Annotated in this window: 11 protein-coding genes; 8 read left to right on the top strand and 3 right to left on the bottom strand. The window is 39.9% G+C overall.

Annotated features, from left to right (window positions below; translation table 11 throughout):
• Nucleotide 1: 1 nt before the first annotated feature.
• From M3P19_RS02755 to nudK, 4 genes are all read left to right on the top strand, one after another.
• Entirely contained in the window at nt 2–1,585 is a 1,584-nt protein-coding gene (locus M3P19_RS02755) for an outer membrane protein assembly factor BamB family protein (protein ID WP_249656088.1), read from the top strand.
• A 117-nt stretch (nt 1,586–1,702) separates the two neighbouring features.
• The gene (locus M3P19_RS02760) at nt 1,703–2,500 is read left to right on the top strand and encodes a TIGR00266 family protein (RefSeq protein WP_249656089.1); all 798 of its coding nucleotides are present in this window, start codon (nt 1,703–1,705) and stop codon (nt 2,498–2,500) included.
• Nucleotides 2,501–2,548: 48 nt separating this feature from the next.
• A complete protein-coding gene (locus M3P19_RS02765; RefSeq protein ID WP_249656090.1) occupies nt 2,549–3,202 on the top strand; it encodes a DUF2461 domain-containing protein in 654 nt (217 codons plus the stop codon).
• Nucleotides 3,203–3,226: 24 nt separating this feature from the next.
• Nucleotides 3,227–3,814, top strand: coding sequence for a GDP-mannose pyrophosphatase NudK (gene nudK, locus M3P19_RS02770; RefSeq protein ID WP_249656091.1), 588 nt, complete (start codon nt 3,227–3,229; stop codon nt 3,812–3,814).
• Here nudK and M3P19_RS02775 read toward each other — a convergent pair.
• On the bottom strand, nt 3,808–5,094 hold the full coding sequence (locus tag M3P19_RS02775) for a D-alanyl-D-alanine carboxypeptidase (protein WP_249656092.1): 1,287 nt from the start codon (nt 5,092–5,094) through the stop codon (nt 3,808–3,810). The genes nudK and M3P19_RS02775 overlap by 7 nt on opposite strands.
• A gap of 116 nt (nt 5,095–5,210) precedes the next feature.
• Here M3P19_RS02775 and M3P19_RS02780 point away from each other — a divergent pair, with 116 nt between their 5' ends.
• Nucleotides 5,211–5,411, top strand: coding sequence for a hypothetical protein (locus tag M3P19_RS02780; RefSeq protein WP_249656093.1), 201 nt, complete (start codon nt 5,211–5,213; stop codon nt 5,409–5,411).
• A gap of 34 nt (nt 5,412–5,445) precedes the next feature.
• Here the strand turns inward: M3P19_RS02780 and M3P19_RS02785 are convergent, their stop codons facing one another.
• Complete coding sequence (locus M3P19_RS02785; protein ID WP_249656094.1) at nt 5,446–6,387, bottom strand: LysR substrate-binding domain-containing protein; 942 nt, start codon at nt 6,385–6,387, stop codon at nt 5,446–5,448.
• Between the two features lie 163 nt (nt 6,388–6,550).
• Here M3P19_RS02785 and M3P19_RS02790 point away from each other — a divergent pair, with 163 nt between their 5' ends.
• The 3 genes from M3P19_RS02790 to M3P19_RS02800 all read left to right on the top strand — a co-directional run bounded on the left by M3P19_RS02790 (nt 6,551) and on the right by M3P19_RS02800 (nt 12,673).
• Nucleotides 6,551–8,401 carry a sigma 54-interacting transcriptional regulator gene (locus M3P19_RS02790; protein WP_249656095.1) on the top strand — a complete coding sequence of 617 codons (1,851 nt, stop codon included), beginning with the start codon at nt 6,551–6,553 and terminating at the stop codon, nt 8,399–8,401.
• Between the two features lie 178 nt (nt 8,402–8,579).
• The gene (locus M3P19_RS02795) at nt 8,580–9,134 is read left to right on the top strand and encodes an OsmC family protein (protein ID WP_249656096.1); all 555 of its coding nucleotides are present in this window, start codon (nt 8,580–8,582) and stop codon (nt 9,132–9,134) included.
• Nucleotides 9,135–9,199: 65 nt separating this feature from the next.
• Nucleotides 9,200–12,673, top strand: a complete 3,474-nt coding sequence (locus M3P19_RS02800) for a thiamine pyrophosphate-dependent enzyme (protein ID WP_249656097.1) — start codon at nt 9,200–9,202, stop codon at nt 12,671–12,673.
• An 8-nt stretch (nt 12,674–12,681) separates the two neighbouring features.
• On the opposite strand, the gene M3P19_RS02805 is transcribed toward M3P19_RS02800, so the two are convergent.
• The gene (locus M3P19_RS02805; protein ID WP_249656098.1) at nt 12,682–16,065 is read right to left on the bottom strand and encodes a tetratricopeptide repeat protein; all 3,384 of its coding nucleotides are present in this window, start codon (nt 16,063–16,065) and stop codon (nt 12,682–12,684) included.
• Between the last annotated feature and the right edge of the window lie 105 nt (nt 16,066–16,170).

Raw genomic sequence — 16,170 nt, forward strand, 5'->3', positions numbered from 1 at the left:
CATGAAGTACACGCTTATAATTGTCATCGTAAATTTCATCTGCATAACTGCTATGGGCCAGACAGCTACTAATTGGCCTCAGTCTTCGGGTCCAAATGGTAATTGGACCTTATCAACAGAAAATAAAATCCCGACAGAGTTTAGCGTAACTACAGGTGAAAACATCCTTTGGACTGCCGAATTACCTGAAGGCGGCCAAAGTGGAATCGCCATCTGGGAAGACACCATCTTCTTAACGGTAATGAAACCAATACTGGAAGTTAAAGAAGGTCAAACTATCAAAGGAAAAGATGTTCTTGCTCTTTGTATCGATGCCAATGATGGACATATAATATGGGAAAGAGAACTGAAAGGTAGCGCACCAAGCGAATATATGTACGGTTTTAGCGATTCTTCCACACCAGGACCGGTTACGGATGGCCAATTTGTTTGGTTTTACAATGCTAGTGGAAATCTTAGTTGTTTCGATTTTAAAGGTAACCTAGTTTGGGAAAGAGCCTGGTATCCAGTGGAAGAGTTGGATGGCATACATTTTCCTTTCAATAAGCAATTTGAACCATTTATGACCGACGACCTAGTCATTAATATGGAAACCTATTGGGAAAAAGACGGAAATCGTACTTATGGCTGGAACTATCTCTACGGAATTGAGAAAAAAACTGGCGTGGCACACTGGATTTCTGAAGATGCATTGACACATTACAATACACCTGTCTATTCAACCACAGCTGACGGAAGACCCGCTGTTTTGATTGGTAGGGGAGGGCATCATCAAGTTCCAGAGTCACCAACAGGCTATTCCTTGATTGATTTAGATAATGGCAAACGGTTATGGAAATTTGACAGTGATGAAGGTCTTGCATTGTATAATGCCACTTGGAACGCGGATTATGCGATTTGGTATACAGAAAAGGAAGGTGTGGTTCATATTTTGGATTCTAAAACAGGAAAACTACAAAGGAAGGTATCATTGACCGCAAATGCCGATGTGCGCACATACGACAATGATATTAATTCCTATATGGTAAGAACCAATGTAGATATCCAAAAGGATTTGAACATCAATGTTTTTCCTGCTTGGTTTACCAACATAGTAGTGGATGACCAACTCTTTTTTCTTTGTTTTAAATCGGGAAATTATAGGAAGGACATTGGTCCGGAATATTCAATCGCACGAATAAATTTAAACTCCGGAAAAGCAGAATATTTACAAGTCCCAGTTCAAGTAACGTATGGAAATAGCGGTAGATCCTATATCTGGAACCAAGAATTGACGACGGAAACGATAAATTCTAGAGGATTGGATGTTTCCAATGACAAACGATCTCGGCGTGACGGTTGGCACTGGAATTTTAATGGAAATCCTATCGCAATTAATCGAAAAATCTATTTTACTACAATGTTGGGAGTTGTATACTGTATTGATAGTCAAGTGGAACAATTTGATGAAACAGCATTGGTCAGTCTTAATGATTTAGGTCCAATGGGTAAAACATGGTCTGTAAATACACCTTCAGTAGCAAATGGTAAATTGTACCACCGAACTTTAAAACATCTTATCTGTATTGGGAACGATAAGCAATAATTGTCGTTAACAACAAGCTATGGCGGGAAGGTTCGTATGTTCAAGTCCATAATTCATTTGTAACAAATCAGCCAAATGCTCAACTAATGATTGTCAATTAAAAACAACGATAAAAAAATGAATGCACACGAAATAGATTATCAGATTTACGGGGAGGAAATGCAATATGTTGAAATAGAACTTGACCCGCAGGAAGCCGTTGTGGCTGAAGCAGGAAGTTTTATGATGATGGATACCGATATACAGATGGACACCATTTTTGGAGATGGTTCCAATCAAGATTCTGGGGTATTGGGTAAATTGTTTTCCGCAGGTAAACGATTATTGACAGGGGAGAGTCTTTTTATGACTGCATTCCTGAATATAGGCCAAGGTAAAAAGCAAGTGAGTTTTGCTTCACCCTACCCGGGAAAAATTCTTCCTATTGACCTGTCAGAAACTGGCGGGAAATTTATTTGTCAAAAGGATGCTTTTCTATGCGCAGCCAAAGGTGTGTCAGTGGGTATTGAGTTCTCAAAACGATTAGGGCGAGGTTTGTTCGGAGGTGAAGGATTCATCATGCAAAAACTGGAAGGTGATGGAATGGCTTTTGTCCATGCTGGAGGTACCATGGCAAAAAAAGAACTTGCGCCAGGAGAGGTCTTAAAAGTGGATACGGGTTGTATCGTAGGGTTTTCGCATACCGTGGATTATAACATAGAATTTGTTGGCGGAATAAGGAATACTGTTTTTGGCGGTGAAGGTTTGTTCTTCGCCACACTTAGAGGTCCCGGCACTGTTTATGTTCAATCATTACCATTTAGCAGACTTGCCGGTAGGGTGCTGGCTTCGATACCCAGAGGAGGAAAAGATAAGGGAGAAGGAAGTATTCTAGGCGGCCTTGGTGATATCGTAATGGGAGATAATCGATTTTAGATTAATTAGCAGGAAATAGTTTTATTTTAGGTCTTTCAAATTCATAACATGGATTTCAAAGACCTTTTTCAATTTTTGGAGCATCTCCAGAAAAACAATACCAAAGAATGGATGGACGCCAATAGAAAATGGTATAAATCCCTGCGGATGGACTTTATCGCTTGGTTGGATCAATTGGATATGACCATGGAGCAACTAGATGACCATTATTATTCCACTCCTGGTAAAAAGGGAATCAACAGAATCAATAACAATCTCATGTTCCATCCACATAAACCTATTTACAAAGATCACTTTGGAGCGGGTTTGGACAAGGCTCCAAATTCAGCGGATTTTTATATCGAAATAGGTGTAAAACAATGTTTACTGGCAGGAGGATTTTGGAGACCAGATTCTAAAACCCTTCGTAGTATCCGAGAGGGGATTGATTATAATGGCGAGGAGTTACAAGCGATATTGGATAGCCCTTCCTTTAAAAAACAATTTGGCGAACTCTACAAGGATGAACGCTTGACCAATGCACCTAAAGGTTACAGCTATGACCATCCACATATAGAATTATTGAAAAATAAAACCTTTGCCGTGGTTCATGAATTTGATAGAAAGGAGGTGCTTCAACACGGATTTGATGATAAAATCAAAAACGTTTATTTGGAAATGCTTCCGTTCCGACGTTATTTGAACAATTCAGCTTCAGTATAAAACTTCATCCACAAAATACCTTAAATGAAAAACGGCACCGTAAGAAACATCAAAAAAGAATTATTATCAGACAATTGGTACTCCCTCAATAAGGTCACTTTTGAATATCACCGTGAGGACGGCGAATGGGAGACACAAATCCGAGAAGCGTATGACCGCGGGAATGGGGCCGTGATTTTACTGTATAATAAAGAGAAGAAATCCGTGGTCTTGACCCGACAATTTCGAATGCCCACCTACCTGAACGGAAATGAAGATGGGATGATGATTGAAGCTTGTGCAGGTATTTTGGAGAAAGGTAATGCGGAACAGACAATTCGGATGGAAGTGGAAGAAGAAACCGGGTATATGGTTGAACAGGTAGAAAAAGTCTTTGAATCTTATATGTCACCTGGTTCTGTTACGGAAATCCTTTACTTTTTTATTGGACAGTACCATGAGGACATGAAAGTAAGCGAAGGAGGAGGTGTCGATGACGAAACCGAGAACATTGAGGTTTTGGAAATGCCATTTGCACAGGCATTAATCATGATGGAATCTGGTGAAATCAAAGATGCGAAGACCATAATGTTGTTGCAATATGCACAACTAAAAGGCTTGTTCAATCAATAGCTACGATGGATTTCCTTTAGCGTGGCATAGATTTCAGCCCGGATTTGTGAAGAAGGCACCCTAAAATGATTATTCATCATACTGAAAATCAATAGTTTTCCTGAGGAAGTTTTTATATAGCCACTCAGGTTGTAATGATTGCCAAAAGAACCCGATTTGGCAAAGATGAACGGCTCAATTTCAGAATGGGTCCAATGTTCAACAGTTCCTGTTTCATCCCACATGGGGAATAAAGTCAAGAGTCTGTCATGAGAAACTTCATTATACAACTTTTGTAAAATCGTAGTAAAGGACTTGGGTGTAAATAAATTATAGCGTGATAAACCTGAACCATCAACCCATCGGGGTTGTGTATTTAAATCATTCAAGTAATGTTCCAGCATATGGTTGATTGCTGTTCGTGTGCTCAGCGTATCAGTTAGCGTTGAGGATGCCATCATTAAAATCTGCTCCGCTAAAAAATTATCACTTTTGTGCATCATCCTTTTATAGATAGAGTCCATCGGGATTCCGGAAAGGGTTTGTTTTGGACCTTCAGGAAATTGATTTACAGTATAAACCCTCATGTTCAATACTTCTTCCAGTAGATTTAGGGTCAATGCTTCATCGATTATAAAGGGTATTTCCAAAGTATCTGTTCGATGTTCCGGTATATAAAAGTCATTTTTAAACTCAGCCCTCCGGAATTTATTTGTTTCTGATTTCAAATCCTTTTTGAAATACTCAGGGAGCAGATGCCTTGAGGAATCTTTCCACGTAGTCACAACATTTCCATAGATTGGAAGTTCACTTTTCTCAGGAGAGAAATAGGTATCGTAATCTTCCCATGCCCAACCGGGGCCATAACGATCTTCGGAAGTATTGTTTGGGACCCAATAAAGTACCTTATAATCTTTTAAAAACGTTAATGTGGTTTGTTCCTTATAATAGGGGTGTGCCAATGTTGGATCACCAGTCCCCTCAAAATAAAGTGTATCCTTTCTAGCGTTATATTTTAACGCAGGTGCATGATTAGGCAGCAATTTTATTCCGGAATAAAGCGTAACGATTTTGGTATTGCTGGCAGGGGTGAAATAACGATCTCCATTATGGGAATAAAGTACCTCCTGGGATGATGGGTCACGAACAACCAAAGCGTGAAATGATTGATCTAATGGTTCGTTTTGGACCAAATCTTTAAAATAAGGCATTCGAGATGAAGAACAACTGGAAAGCAAGAAAAGGATTACGAACCCTTTGAAAGTCAGATTGATAACTGTCTGATTAGATGTGCTGTACATTTAGGTGTTCATCGATTTTAACACGAAATTATTTATTTTTTAACTTAGAACGTTTCTAAAGAAGGTGGATTTTTTTTAATTTAGGAGGACAACCTTTTAATCCAAATCAAATTTATATGCCACGAGCAATGTTAGATTACACCAAAACGGTCCTTCAGAAGGTAAGTTTTGATGCTAAACTATTCGCTAAAGAACTAAAAAAAGCCGTTTCCAGGCTATTACCAAGTGAAATTGAAGAACTTAAAATCTGGTTGCAGACCTATATTTTGGACAAGCCAGAATTACGACCCACATTACTTTTAATAGAAGCAAAATAATAGGAAGGCCGCTTAAGCGGCCTTTTTTTATATCTTAGTTTTTACTCAATGGGCTAATGATTTTCACGTCCTGGAAAGCAATCGCGCCCTTTACAATACTGGAGATCACTTCTCTTATGGCCTCTGTAATCTGGATTTTTAATTCACTTTTGTGGTAAATAAGGCTGATTTCCCTTGCTGGCGAGGGATTCCTGAATGGCCTTAATTGCTGCTGCTTTTTGGTATCAAGGTCCAATGTATTGAGATAGGGTAATAGCGTCATTCCCATTCCCTCATCAGATAAACTCACCAAGGTTTCAAAGCTTCCACTTTCAATTTTGAAATGCTCATCTTGCGCATTTTTTGGTGTCTTGCACAGATTGATTACACCATCTCTAAAGCAATGACCATCTTGTAGTAGGAGAATATCGCTTACATCCAAATCTTCAGTAACTAATTCTTTTCGGTCTGCAAGCCTATGGTTATTGGGTACGTAACCAACGAAAGGTTCATAATATAAGGGCCGTTCTTTAATGAATTCAATTTCCAAAGGGGTTGCCGCTATTCCGGCGTCCAAATGTCCATCAAGAATATTACGGATCAAAGCCTCCGTAGGTTGTTCCTTAATGATGAGATTTACCTTTGGATACTTCTTTATAAATGTATTTAGGAACATAGGTAGTAACGTGGGCATTACAGTAGGAATAATACCAATAGTGTAATCTCCCCCAATAAACCCTTTGTCTTGATCAACTATGTCCTTTATTCTTTCTGCTTCAGCAACGATGTTTTTGGCCTGTGCGACAATTTTCTTGCCCACCTCTGTAATGGTAATGGGCTTTTTACCGCGATCAAAGATCAAAATGTCCAATTCGTCTTCCAACTTTTGAACCTGCATACTTAATGTAGGTTGGGTCACATAGCTTTTTTCAGCCGCCAAAGTGAAGTTTCTATATTCAGCTACGGCCAGGACATATTGTAGTTGTGTAATGGTCATTAAAATAAGTTTGAGAAATAAAAATATAAAAAACTATCAATTTAATTTATGATGTTGATAAGCTAAATACCAACAATAAGTAGGTAATACCTATAGAGGTTTCCTATTGTATTAATTTTCAATTCTGTATATTTAATTGACACCAAATTGTCATTCGTCAACCATGACCAACCACAATCCTGAGCAGTTTGTAGATTTCCTTTCAAGCGTCACATTCTTCTCCGATGTTTCCAAAAAGTCCTTGTTGCAACTTTCCAAACATCTTAAAGTGGAAACTTATGATAAAAAGGATTGTATAATCAACAAAGGTGAGGTCGGTGATGCAATGTATGTGATTTTGAAAGGTGAAGTTAAAGTCCATGACAAGGAGCACCTTTATATTAAATTGTCCAGTTCGGAATGTTTTGGAGAATATGCATTGATCGATGATGAACCTAGATCGGCCTCTGTTACTGCCCTAGAAGAAACTACACTCTTAAAGTTAGGAACGCGTCATTTTGTCGAATTGATCAGTACGGACCGTGGTTTTGCCATGGGCATTCTTTCCGTTTTGATTAAGCGGCATCGAGAGCTGGATATCATTCAAGAAAGTTTGACGGTGTCCAAGCGTGAACTGGAAATAGCCAATTCCAAGATGATGGGCCTCATCAATGGTGCCATGGACGCCATAATAATGTTTGACAGCAATTTTAGGATTGTACTAGCCAATGCATCGGCCAAAGACATTTTACAGAATGCCGACGTGAACCAAAGAAATGTGTTGTTTTTCTTTGAAGATGAAGATGCCAAAATGTTGGAAGATTTAGTTGCCTCGAACGCAGAAGGAAAGGTGGACAATATGAACACCTATTTACCAAAAGTGGTCAAGGTAATTGGCTCCCAAGAACGGGAAACTCTGAATGAAGGCACCATAAGCAGCTATGGTACGGGTCAAGAAATCTATTATACCTTAATATTAAGGAGTATAGAAGAACGGTTACAAGCAGAAACCAAGATATCCCGACTCACCAACCAAACAAAGTACCTTCAGGAGGAGATCAAGGAACTCACCAATGACTATGGGATAATTGGGCAAGATAAATCGATGCGGAATTTATTGAAATTGGTGGAGCAAGTAGCGGGCACCAGTGCAACGGTTTTGATCCAGGGTGAAACTGGAACCGGGAAAGAACTGGTAGCACGGGCTATCCATAAAGCCAGTAATAGAGCCGAACGCCCGTTGATACGGGTTAATTGCGGAGCAATTCCTGAAAATCTTATTGAAAGTGAACTGTTTGGTCATGAGAAAGGGGCTTTTACAGGTGCCACAGCAAGTAGAAAGGGCCGTTTTTTATTAGCGGATAATGGCACCATATTTTTGGACGAAATTGGAGAGTTGCCATTGGCTTTGCAACCAAAACTGTTACGGGTCATTCAAGAAGGGGAATTTGATCCAGTCGGAAGTTCCAATACCATCAAGGTAAATGTGCGCATCATAGCAGCCACCCATAGAGATCTGTTTGACCTTTCCAATGAAGGCAAATTCCGCGAAGATTTGTTTTATCGACTGAACGTATTTCCACTACAAGTTCCTGCACTTCGGGAAAGAGGTAAGGATATTTGTCTCATTGCCAATCAAATGATACGGCAATACGGCAAAAATCTGAATAAGGCCGTTGCAAAACTATCCAAAGAAGAGGAAAAACTTTTTCGGGAATATCACTGGCCTGGAAATGTTAGAGAGCTTCAAAATTTGGTAGAACGTGCTATTATTGTCTCCCAACATGGCGAGGTTGATTGGCTTCGAATCATTCCAAACTCCAATTTAACTGCATCGGCGTCTTCGGGTATGGAAGCGGAGCGGATATTTTCCGCAGAAGAATGGCTTGAAATGGAAAGGGCCAACATTCGAAGAGCATTGCGGCATACCAATTGGAAAATTTCTGGTGAAAAAGGCGCTGCTTCATTACTCGGACTGAAACCTACTACACTTACATCCAAAATTAAGGCATTGGGTATCACTAGACCTATCTAAAATCAACGAAATATCGTAAAATATATAGCGATAAATCGTTTATTAACGAAATATCGTTAGGGTAATATTGTTGTTATGTCTGTTTATATATCTGTAAATCAGTATATTATGTTTTTTGGCACGGCAAATGCATTTTCTAAGGCAAATGCGAAATAATTAATCTTAAAAACAAAAAAAAATGATTACAACAGCAAACATTAAAAACGGAGTAAACGTAGATCAATTGGTAGACACAATCAATGCAGTTCAAGAAAATCCAGCATTGGCAAAGTTCGAGTTCAGAGCTAAAAACAACTGGATAGAAGGGGGACATTGCGTAACGAGTATTAAGGACTACTATGGGGTAGGTGAAGAGCACACCGAACGTGCTAAGGATTCTTTTACCATGGAAGCCGACCACGTAGAGGTTCTTTTAGGTAAGGACAAAGCACCTAACCCAGGTGAAATTGTATTACATGCGCTAGGTTCTTGTTTAACTGGTGCCATGGTATATCACGCAGCTGCTCAAGGGATTGAAATTGAAGGTATGGAGTCCAGCTTAAAAGGTGGCGTTGACTTACACGGTTTCTTAGGTCTTGATCCTGAAGTTAGAAAGGGTTATGACGGTATCACCGTAAAATTCAAAGTAAAATCAGATGCTTCTGAGGATCAATTGAGGGCCTTGTCACAATTCTCCCCAGTATTTGATATGTTGACAAATCCAACTCCTGTAACCATCGAGTTCGAAAAGTAAGAAAGAGGTAGAGCCGCCATTTAAGGCGGCTCTATACTTTAGGCAAATAAGCATCCACTCCTACCATGAAAAAACAAGAACTTGTCGTTTTAACTGGAAATCAAGCTGCGGCCCACATTGCATACAAAGTCAATGAGGTCTGTGCTATTTATCCTATTACGCCTTCTTCGGAGATGTCCGAGTTGGTAGAATTGTGGAGCGCAGAAGGACGGGAAAACATATTTGGGGATATTCCCTCCATATTTGAAATGCAAGGCGAGGGTGGCGTAGCGGGTGCCATGCACGGAGCCTTACAAACAGGGGCTTTTAGTACCACATTCACCGCTTCACAAGGATTGCTTTTGATGCTTCCGAATATGTATAAGATTGCTGGGGAATTGACACCAAATGTGATTCATGTGGCAACACGTACAATTGCAACGCATGCCTTATCAGTGTTTGGGGATCACAGCGACATCATGGCGGTAAGAAATTCGGGTTATGCCTTTTTAGGAGCTGCATCAGTGCAGGAAACCATGGATTTCGCTTTAATTGCCCAAGCCGCAACATTGGAATCAAGAATTCCTTTTGTCCATTTTTTTGATGGATTTCGAACTTCCCACGAAACATCCAAAATTGAAAAAATAAACGATCAGGTTATCAGTGCTATGATCTCAAAAGATATGGTTAATGCACATGCCCAAAGAGCGTTGAATCCAAATAACCCGGTAATAAGAGGTACTTCTCAAGGACCCGATGTCTATTTTCAAGCTAGGGAAGCAATAAATCAATATTACGATGCCTGTCCAACGATTGTCCAACGTCAAATGGACAAATTTGCAGCACTAACCGGACGTCAATATCGTTTGTTTGATTATGTAGGTCATCCAGAGGCGGAATATATACTTATTGCCATGGGTTCTGCAACGCAAACCATGGAGGATACCGTTCTAAATTTAAATACCGAGGGTGCCAAAGTAGGTCTAGTTAAAGTAAGATTGTTTAGACCTTTTAGTATGGAAGGTTTGATCAATAGCATTCCAGAAAGCTGTAAAGCAATTGCCGTATTGGACCGCACGAAGGAACCTGGAGGAACAGGAGAGCCACTATATTTGGATGTTTGTCAGGCGTTTATGACCACTGGCAAAACCAAATTTGAATCACTTCCAAAAATTGTTGGGGGACGTTATGGGCTTTCTTCAAAGGAATTTACACCAGCAATGGTCAATGCTGTGGTGGAAAATCTTAAAACATTTGAACCAAAAAACAACTTCACTGTCGGAATTGAGGATGATATCACAGGACTTAGTCTTACTATTGATTCGGATTTCAGCTTAAGATCAACTGCATATCAGGCAATATTTTATCAAACAAAAAAAGGTAACACCTTGCACGATTTTGAAAACAGTCTAAAACTGTTAGGTAATGAAACCCATCATTTTGTTCAAGGTTATACCGAATGCGATTACAAAAAATCAAACTCTAGAAGTGTTTCCCATCTTCGTATATCCGAAAATACAATTAATGCCCCTTATTTGGTTTCCGACGCGGACTTTGCGGTATGTGGTTCCATCGAATACGTTGTCGAAGATTCGGTTTTAGAACAGCTTCAACCTAGTGGTATTTTGTTGGTGCATACGACCTTAGACGAAAAAGCCTTTTGGAATTCACTACCAATTCATACACAAGAAAAAATCGTTGACAAATCCATCAAACTGCACATAGTGGATTTGCAAGCTTTAGACCAGAGTTTTACCATTAACGGATATGTAATTTCAAGCATACATGCTTGCTTTTTAGCGCTTACTGATTTTTTACCCAAAAACCTTTTCCCAGTACAGTTGAAAAGTCAAATTCTTGAAGTTGAACCATTATTTGATTTAGGGAATAAAACGATTAACAAGCTTGACGAAACTCAACAAGCTACTACACTTCTGGATATGTTATTGCAAGGAAGAGGCCATGAAGTACCTACTAGTCTTTTGCCCGTTGACGGTACATTTGAAAGCGGTACCTCCGACCGTAACAAGAGAAATCGGTCACTTCCTATTCCAATCTGGGATACCGATTTATGCACACAATGTGGAGCTTGCAGTATGGCGTGTGCTCAAGCTGCAATACGAACAAAAGCATATGAAAAGGGAGTATCAAATGATGGTCCGGAACTGTTTAAGGCCATACAGTTTGAAGATACCATAGATGACTTTGATTTACTGGACTATACTGTTCAGGTGAATCCTGAACAATGCACATCTTGCTATAATTGCGTTGATGCCTGCCCGGCTAAGGCATTAACCATGAGTTCATCGATTCAAAAGAAAGAAATTGAACAAACCAACTGGGAATTCTTTACAACTATTCCAGAACTAGATCGAACTAAGTTGGATGTACTCAATGTTGCGCAGCAGCAATTACAGGAGCCTTTGTTTAAATATTCCATGGGTGTTGACGGTTGTGGAGAAGCACCTTACTTAAAACTACTATCACAATTATTTGGAGACCGAATGTTGGTAGCCAATGCCACCGGTGCCAGTTCTATTTTTGGAGGTGGATTACCAACTACCCCTTGGGCAAAAAATGAAAAGGGGAGTGGCCCTGCATGGTCCAATTCATTGTTTGAGGATAATGCGGAATTTGGCTTGGGTTACCGCTTGTCTTTGGATCATAAGGAGGAAAAGGCAAAAAGATTGTTATTGGAACTTTCTGAATACCTAGATGAAAGTTTGGTGGAAGAAATTAGTAACGCAACCCAAAATTCAGAAGCAGAAATTGATACACAAAGAAAACGTGTACGGGAACTAAATGCACAATTATGCGAACTGAAACTGGAAAGTGCGGCTAAGCTGCTTGAGACATCTGAACATCTGGTCAAAAAAAGTGTTTGGATTGTAGGGGGTGATGGTTGGGCCTATGATATTGGATTTGGAGGTTTGGACCATGTACTTGCTTCGGGTAAAAATGTAAATATTTTGGTGATGGATAACGAGGTGTATTCCAATACCGGAGGACAAATGTCAAAGGCCACACCATTTGCTGCAACGGCTAAATTTGCCGCCAAAGGCAAACAAAAACAAAAAAAGGATTTGGGGCTTTTGGCTATGGGTTATTCCGATGTTTATGTTGCTTCTGTGGCAATAGGTGCAAGTCAAGAACAAACACTCAAAGCCTTTGTTGAGGCTGAAAAACACGATGGTCCGTCGCTGATTATTGCGTATTGCCATAGTCCAGCACATGGTATCGATATGAGTAGACCCTCCCAATACCATCAGGCCGCAGTTGCTTCAGGTCAATGGCTTTTATATCGAAATGACCCAAAAAGACAGGAAATGAGATTGAAAAGTTTGCAATTGGATTCAAAAAGGCCCACAATACCTATTGAAGACTATTTGAAAATGGAAGGGAGATTTGTTCGCTGTTTTGGGAATGATCAATCAATAGAATATGAACTGATACGAAGTATGCAGTTTATGGTGGATTCGCGATTTGAATTTTATAAAGGTCTGGAATACAAAAAGGCTGGAAAACCAGCGAGGATAACCGAAATGGAATATATCCAATAGTGAAGTGATTACTTTTCCTGCATTACGGTAACCGATTGCCAATTCCCTGGAGCACCTGAGATGGCATAGACATTAGCCTTTCCTAAAAAGTACTGCGTTACGGTATCTTCAGGATTCATTGTTAAGACCTTTTCAAAATGCTCGACGGCTTTTTCAAATTTTTGGTCAAAAAACAATTTGATGCCTTTGTCGTAGTCTTTTTTGGTGTTTAGTTTTAATGTAATGGCCTCAACCGGGTCACCATCAATACACTCGTATATGCCCATCACTTTTTGCTTGCCCTTTACTTTAACCTTACCCAAATACCTAAAGTTAAATCCGCTGGCATCCTCCATGGCTTCCAAGCAACTTTCACTGATAATGATGTTGGCACCATAATGTTTCGTAACACCTTCCACACGTGCACCGCTGTTAACGGTATCTGCAATTACAGCTGGGTCATTGCGTTTTTCATCACCAATTATACCCATAACTAGTGGACCTGAATGAAGCCCCATACCAACGGTTATAGGTTTGTATCCTTTTTCTTCTATACGTCTTTTGTTGTACAGTGCTAGGGTTTTTTGCATTTCGATGGCCGCATCAAGTGCTGATTCGGAACTTTTGGGAAATAAGGCCATAATACCATCACCCAAATATTGATTCACAAATCCTTGATTGTCTTTTATAATGGGCCCCATTCGTCCAACATAGGCATTTACAAACTTGAAGTTTTGTTCTGGGGTCATAGATTCAGAAAGCGTGGTATAGTCACGTATATCACTGAACAATACCGTCACTTCTTTCTGAATATGATCGCCAAGTTTCACATCTGTAATGGATTCCTTACCAACGGACTGTACAAATTCCAAAGGAACAAATTTGGAAGTTGCACGATGGATCGTATTCAGATTGATATGCGTTCTTATCCGACTTAAAAGTTCATTTTTGGAAAATGGTTTGGTCAAATAATCATTGGCGCCAGCTTCAAATCCAGTAACCAATTCGTTGATTCGGTTTTTAGCGGTGAGCAGAATAATTGGTAATTCGCTTGCTGGCGTTTCTTCCCTTATTTGTTTGCATACTTGGTATCCCGAAAGACCGGGCATCATTACATCTAAAAGAACTAGGTTGAACAATACTCCGGAATCCATAATTTTTAAGGCCTCTTTTCCTGAGCTGGCCTCAACTACCTTGTATCCAGCAACGGTAAGATGATTTTCGAGCACACGACGGTTTACTGGTTCATCGTCAACAATCAACACTGTGGCTCCTGCAGCTGATTCAGTTTCCTCTACATCATTTGTGAGAGGCTCTTTAGGTGTATTGAGGTGTTGGACAAAATCTGTTGTCGCGTCAAACTTATAGCCGGATTTCTTCCTTTTCTCCTTACTCATCGGAAGTGTGAACGTAAATATGGAACCTTTGCCTTCCTCGGAGGTTGCTTGAATGGTACCCCCATGAAGTTCCACCAATTTTTTGGTAACAGATAACCCAAGGCCTGTTCCCCCATATTCGCGTTGCGTGGAACCATCAGCTTGCTCAAACGAATTGAATATGGTTTTCAGTTTATCCTTGGGAATGCCAATTCCAGTATCCGATATCGTTATTTTCAATACTTCCTTCTTGGGTTCGGCCAAAAGTGTGATATAACCCTTTGGCGTAAACTTTATAGCATTACCAATTAGATTATACATTATCTGTTGTAATCGGTTTTCATCAGCTTCTACCAATGCAACTTCTTTTGGAATGGAATTTATGAGTCGTAGTTTTTTTCCATGCAACAACGGCTGGCAAAGCTGTAAAACAATGGTGGCTATCGCATGTATATCCACTGGCCTTTTTGCAAGTTCCAAATCCTTATTCTTTAATTTTGAAAAATCAAGGATGTCGTTCACTAAGTGGGATAAACGTCGGCCGCTATTTGCAATCATATCTAGATTGTCAATTGCTTTTTGGGGCAAATCTCCAGCTATCCCATCTTTTAATGATTCGGTTAAACCAATAATCCCAACAAGTGGTGTACGTAATTCATGTGAGGTGTTGGCTAGGAATTCATCTTTGAGCTGATCTATTTTTTGAAGCTCGGTCACACGCTGTTTTTCAATTTCCGTACGATTCCGTTCTTCTTCAATTGCTCTTTGCTTTTCCTCGTCCGCCCTTTTTACGCGTTGTGCATGTCTGTATCTGTTAAAGGCAAAAAGTAGAAAAAGTACAATGGCCGCTGCAATACCTATAATAACATTCCGTAAAGTGGCCTGTTGCCTTAGTCTTAGCGCACTTATTTCCGCATCTTTTTCCAATGCTGCAATGGCATCTTGTTTCTTTTGGGTGTCAAACCGAACTTGCAGTTCTTCAATCTGCTTAGATCGGGAAACATTGAACAGACTATCTTTAATATTGACCGATTTGTTTTTGAATTCCAAGGCATTTTTGAAATCCCCAGTCTCTTCATACAATCTGGCGAGCAAACCATAATTGTTCTGCAGCTCTGAACGTGCGCCGATTTCTTCCGATATGGCAATAGCCTTGTTGATACTATTTTTTGCGCGGTTGTATGATTGTTGTTCTAGGTAAACTTTGCCTATTTGTGAATGACTCATGGAAAGTTCGAGTCGCATACCCAATTTCTCACGCAATTGCATGGCTAACTCATGATACTTAAGCGACTCCGAGTAGTTCTTTTGGAACGCATATACTTTTCCCAAGGCTTCATAATCATAGGCCAACCCCCATTCGCTTTGGGTTTCTAAATCCAAGTCCAAGGCCCTCTGAAATAGACCCAGAGCCATGTCGTATTCTTTTAGCTGCATGTGCGTGTCGCCAATATTGTAAAGGCAGTTCGCAATTTCAGCCTTGTCACCAATTTCCGTGAACTGTGTCAATGCCTTGGTGTAGGTCTCCAAGGCCTTTTCCATCTTCCCTGTTTTTTTAAGGATTTCCCCCAAGGCATTTAAGGTAGATGCCTCACCGAATTTATCATCTATGTCTTGGTAGATTTCGAGAATGTCATAGTAGATTTTCAAACTCTGATCAAAATTTCCCAGATCATCCAGTATCAGCGCCTTTTGATAGAGCCCATTCGCCATCGCAAATGGCGATTCGGTGTTTACAGGGTTCACTAAATAATTTTCAATGTAATCCAGTGCTACTAGATAATTGTTTTCCTGTCGGTTTAAAACCGCATATTGGTAGTTGGCTATGGCAATCCCACGCTGATGATTGATTCGTACACTTATTTTATGGAAGCTGTCAATATGTTGTTCTGCTAGTTTTATGTCCCGACTATTGTTGAGGTATTCCCAAGAAATATTTTTTAAAATCTGAATTCTTGCGGAGTCAGATGTAACTGCTTTGAATGTCTGCTGTAAACTATCCAGCGTGTTTTCTTGCCCATAAAGTGAGGTGGGCAAATAGCAAAGAAATGCGAATATGAGAATCGCTTTTTTGATGGTGATGGTTTAAAGGTTGATTAACAGTCTCTTAAATGTAACGTTAATTGGAATAAGGTCAAAATT

Source organism: Flagellimonas spongiicola (assembly GCF_023502425.1).
In the GTDB taxonomy this organism is placed as follows: Bacteria; Bacteroidota; Bacteroidia; order Flavobacteriales; family Flavobacteriaceae; genus Flagellimonas; species Flagellimonas spongiicola.

Excerpts from the sequence above, each read along its gene's own strand:
- M3P19_RS02790 (WP_249656095.1), top strand. The coding sequence starts at position 6,551 with ATGACCAACCACAATCCTGAGCAGTTTGTAGATTTCCTTTCAAGCGTC.
- M3P19_RS02785 (WP_249656094.1), bottom strand. The coding sequence starts at position 6,387 with ATGACCATTACACAACTACAATATGTCCTGGCCGTAGCTGAATATAGA.
- M3P19_RS02755 (WP_249656088.1), top strand. The coding sequence starts at position 2 with ATGAAGTACACGCTTATAATTGTCATCGTAAATTTCATCTGCATAACT.
- nudK (WP_249656091.1), top strand. The coding sequence starts at position 3,227 with ATGAAAAACGGCACCGTAAGAAACATCAAAAAAGAATTATTATCAGAC.
- M3P19_RS02780 (WP_249656093.1), top strand. The coding sequence starts at position 5,211 with ATGCCACGAGCAATGTTAGATTACACCAAAACGGTCCTTCAGAAGGTA.
- M3P19_RS02800 (WP_249656097.1), top strand. The coding sequence starts at position 9,200 with ATGAAAAAACAAGAACTTGTCGTTTTAACTGGAAATCAAGCTGCGGCC.
- M3P19_RS02775 (WP_249656092.1), bottom strand. The coding sequence starts at position 5,094 with ATGTACAGCACATCTAATCAGACAGTTATCAATCTGACTTTCAAAGGG.
- M3P19_RS02795 (WP_249656096.1), top strand. The coding sequence starts at position 8,580 with ATGATTACAACAGCAAACATTAAAAACGGAGTAAACGTAGATCAATTG.
- M3P19_RS02760 (WP_249656089.1), top strand. The coding sequence starts at position 1,703 with ATGAATGCACACGAAATAGATTATCAGATTTACGGGGAGGAAATGCAA.
- M3P19_RS02765 (WP_249656090.1), top strand. The coding sequence starts at position 2,549 with ATGGATTTCAAAGACCTTTTTCAATTTTTGGAGCATCTCCAGAAAAAC.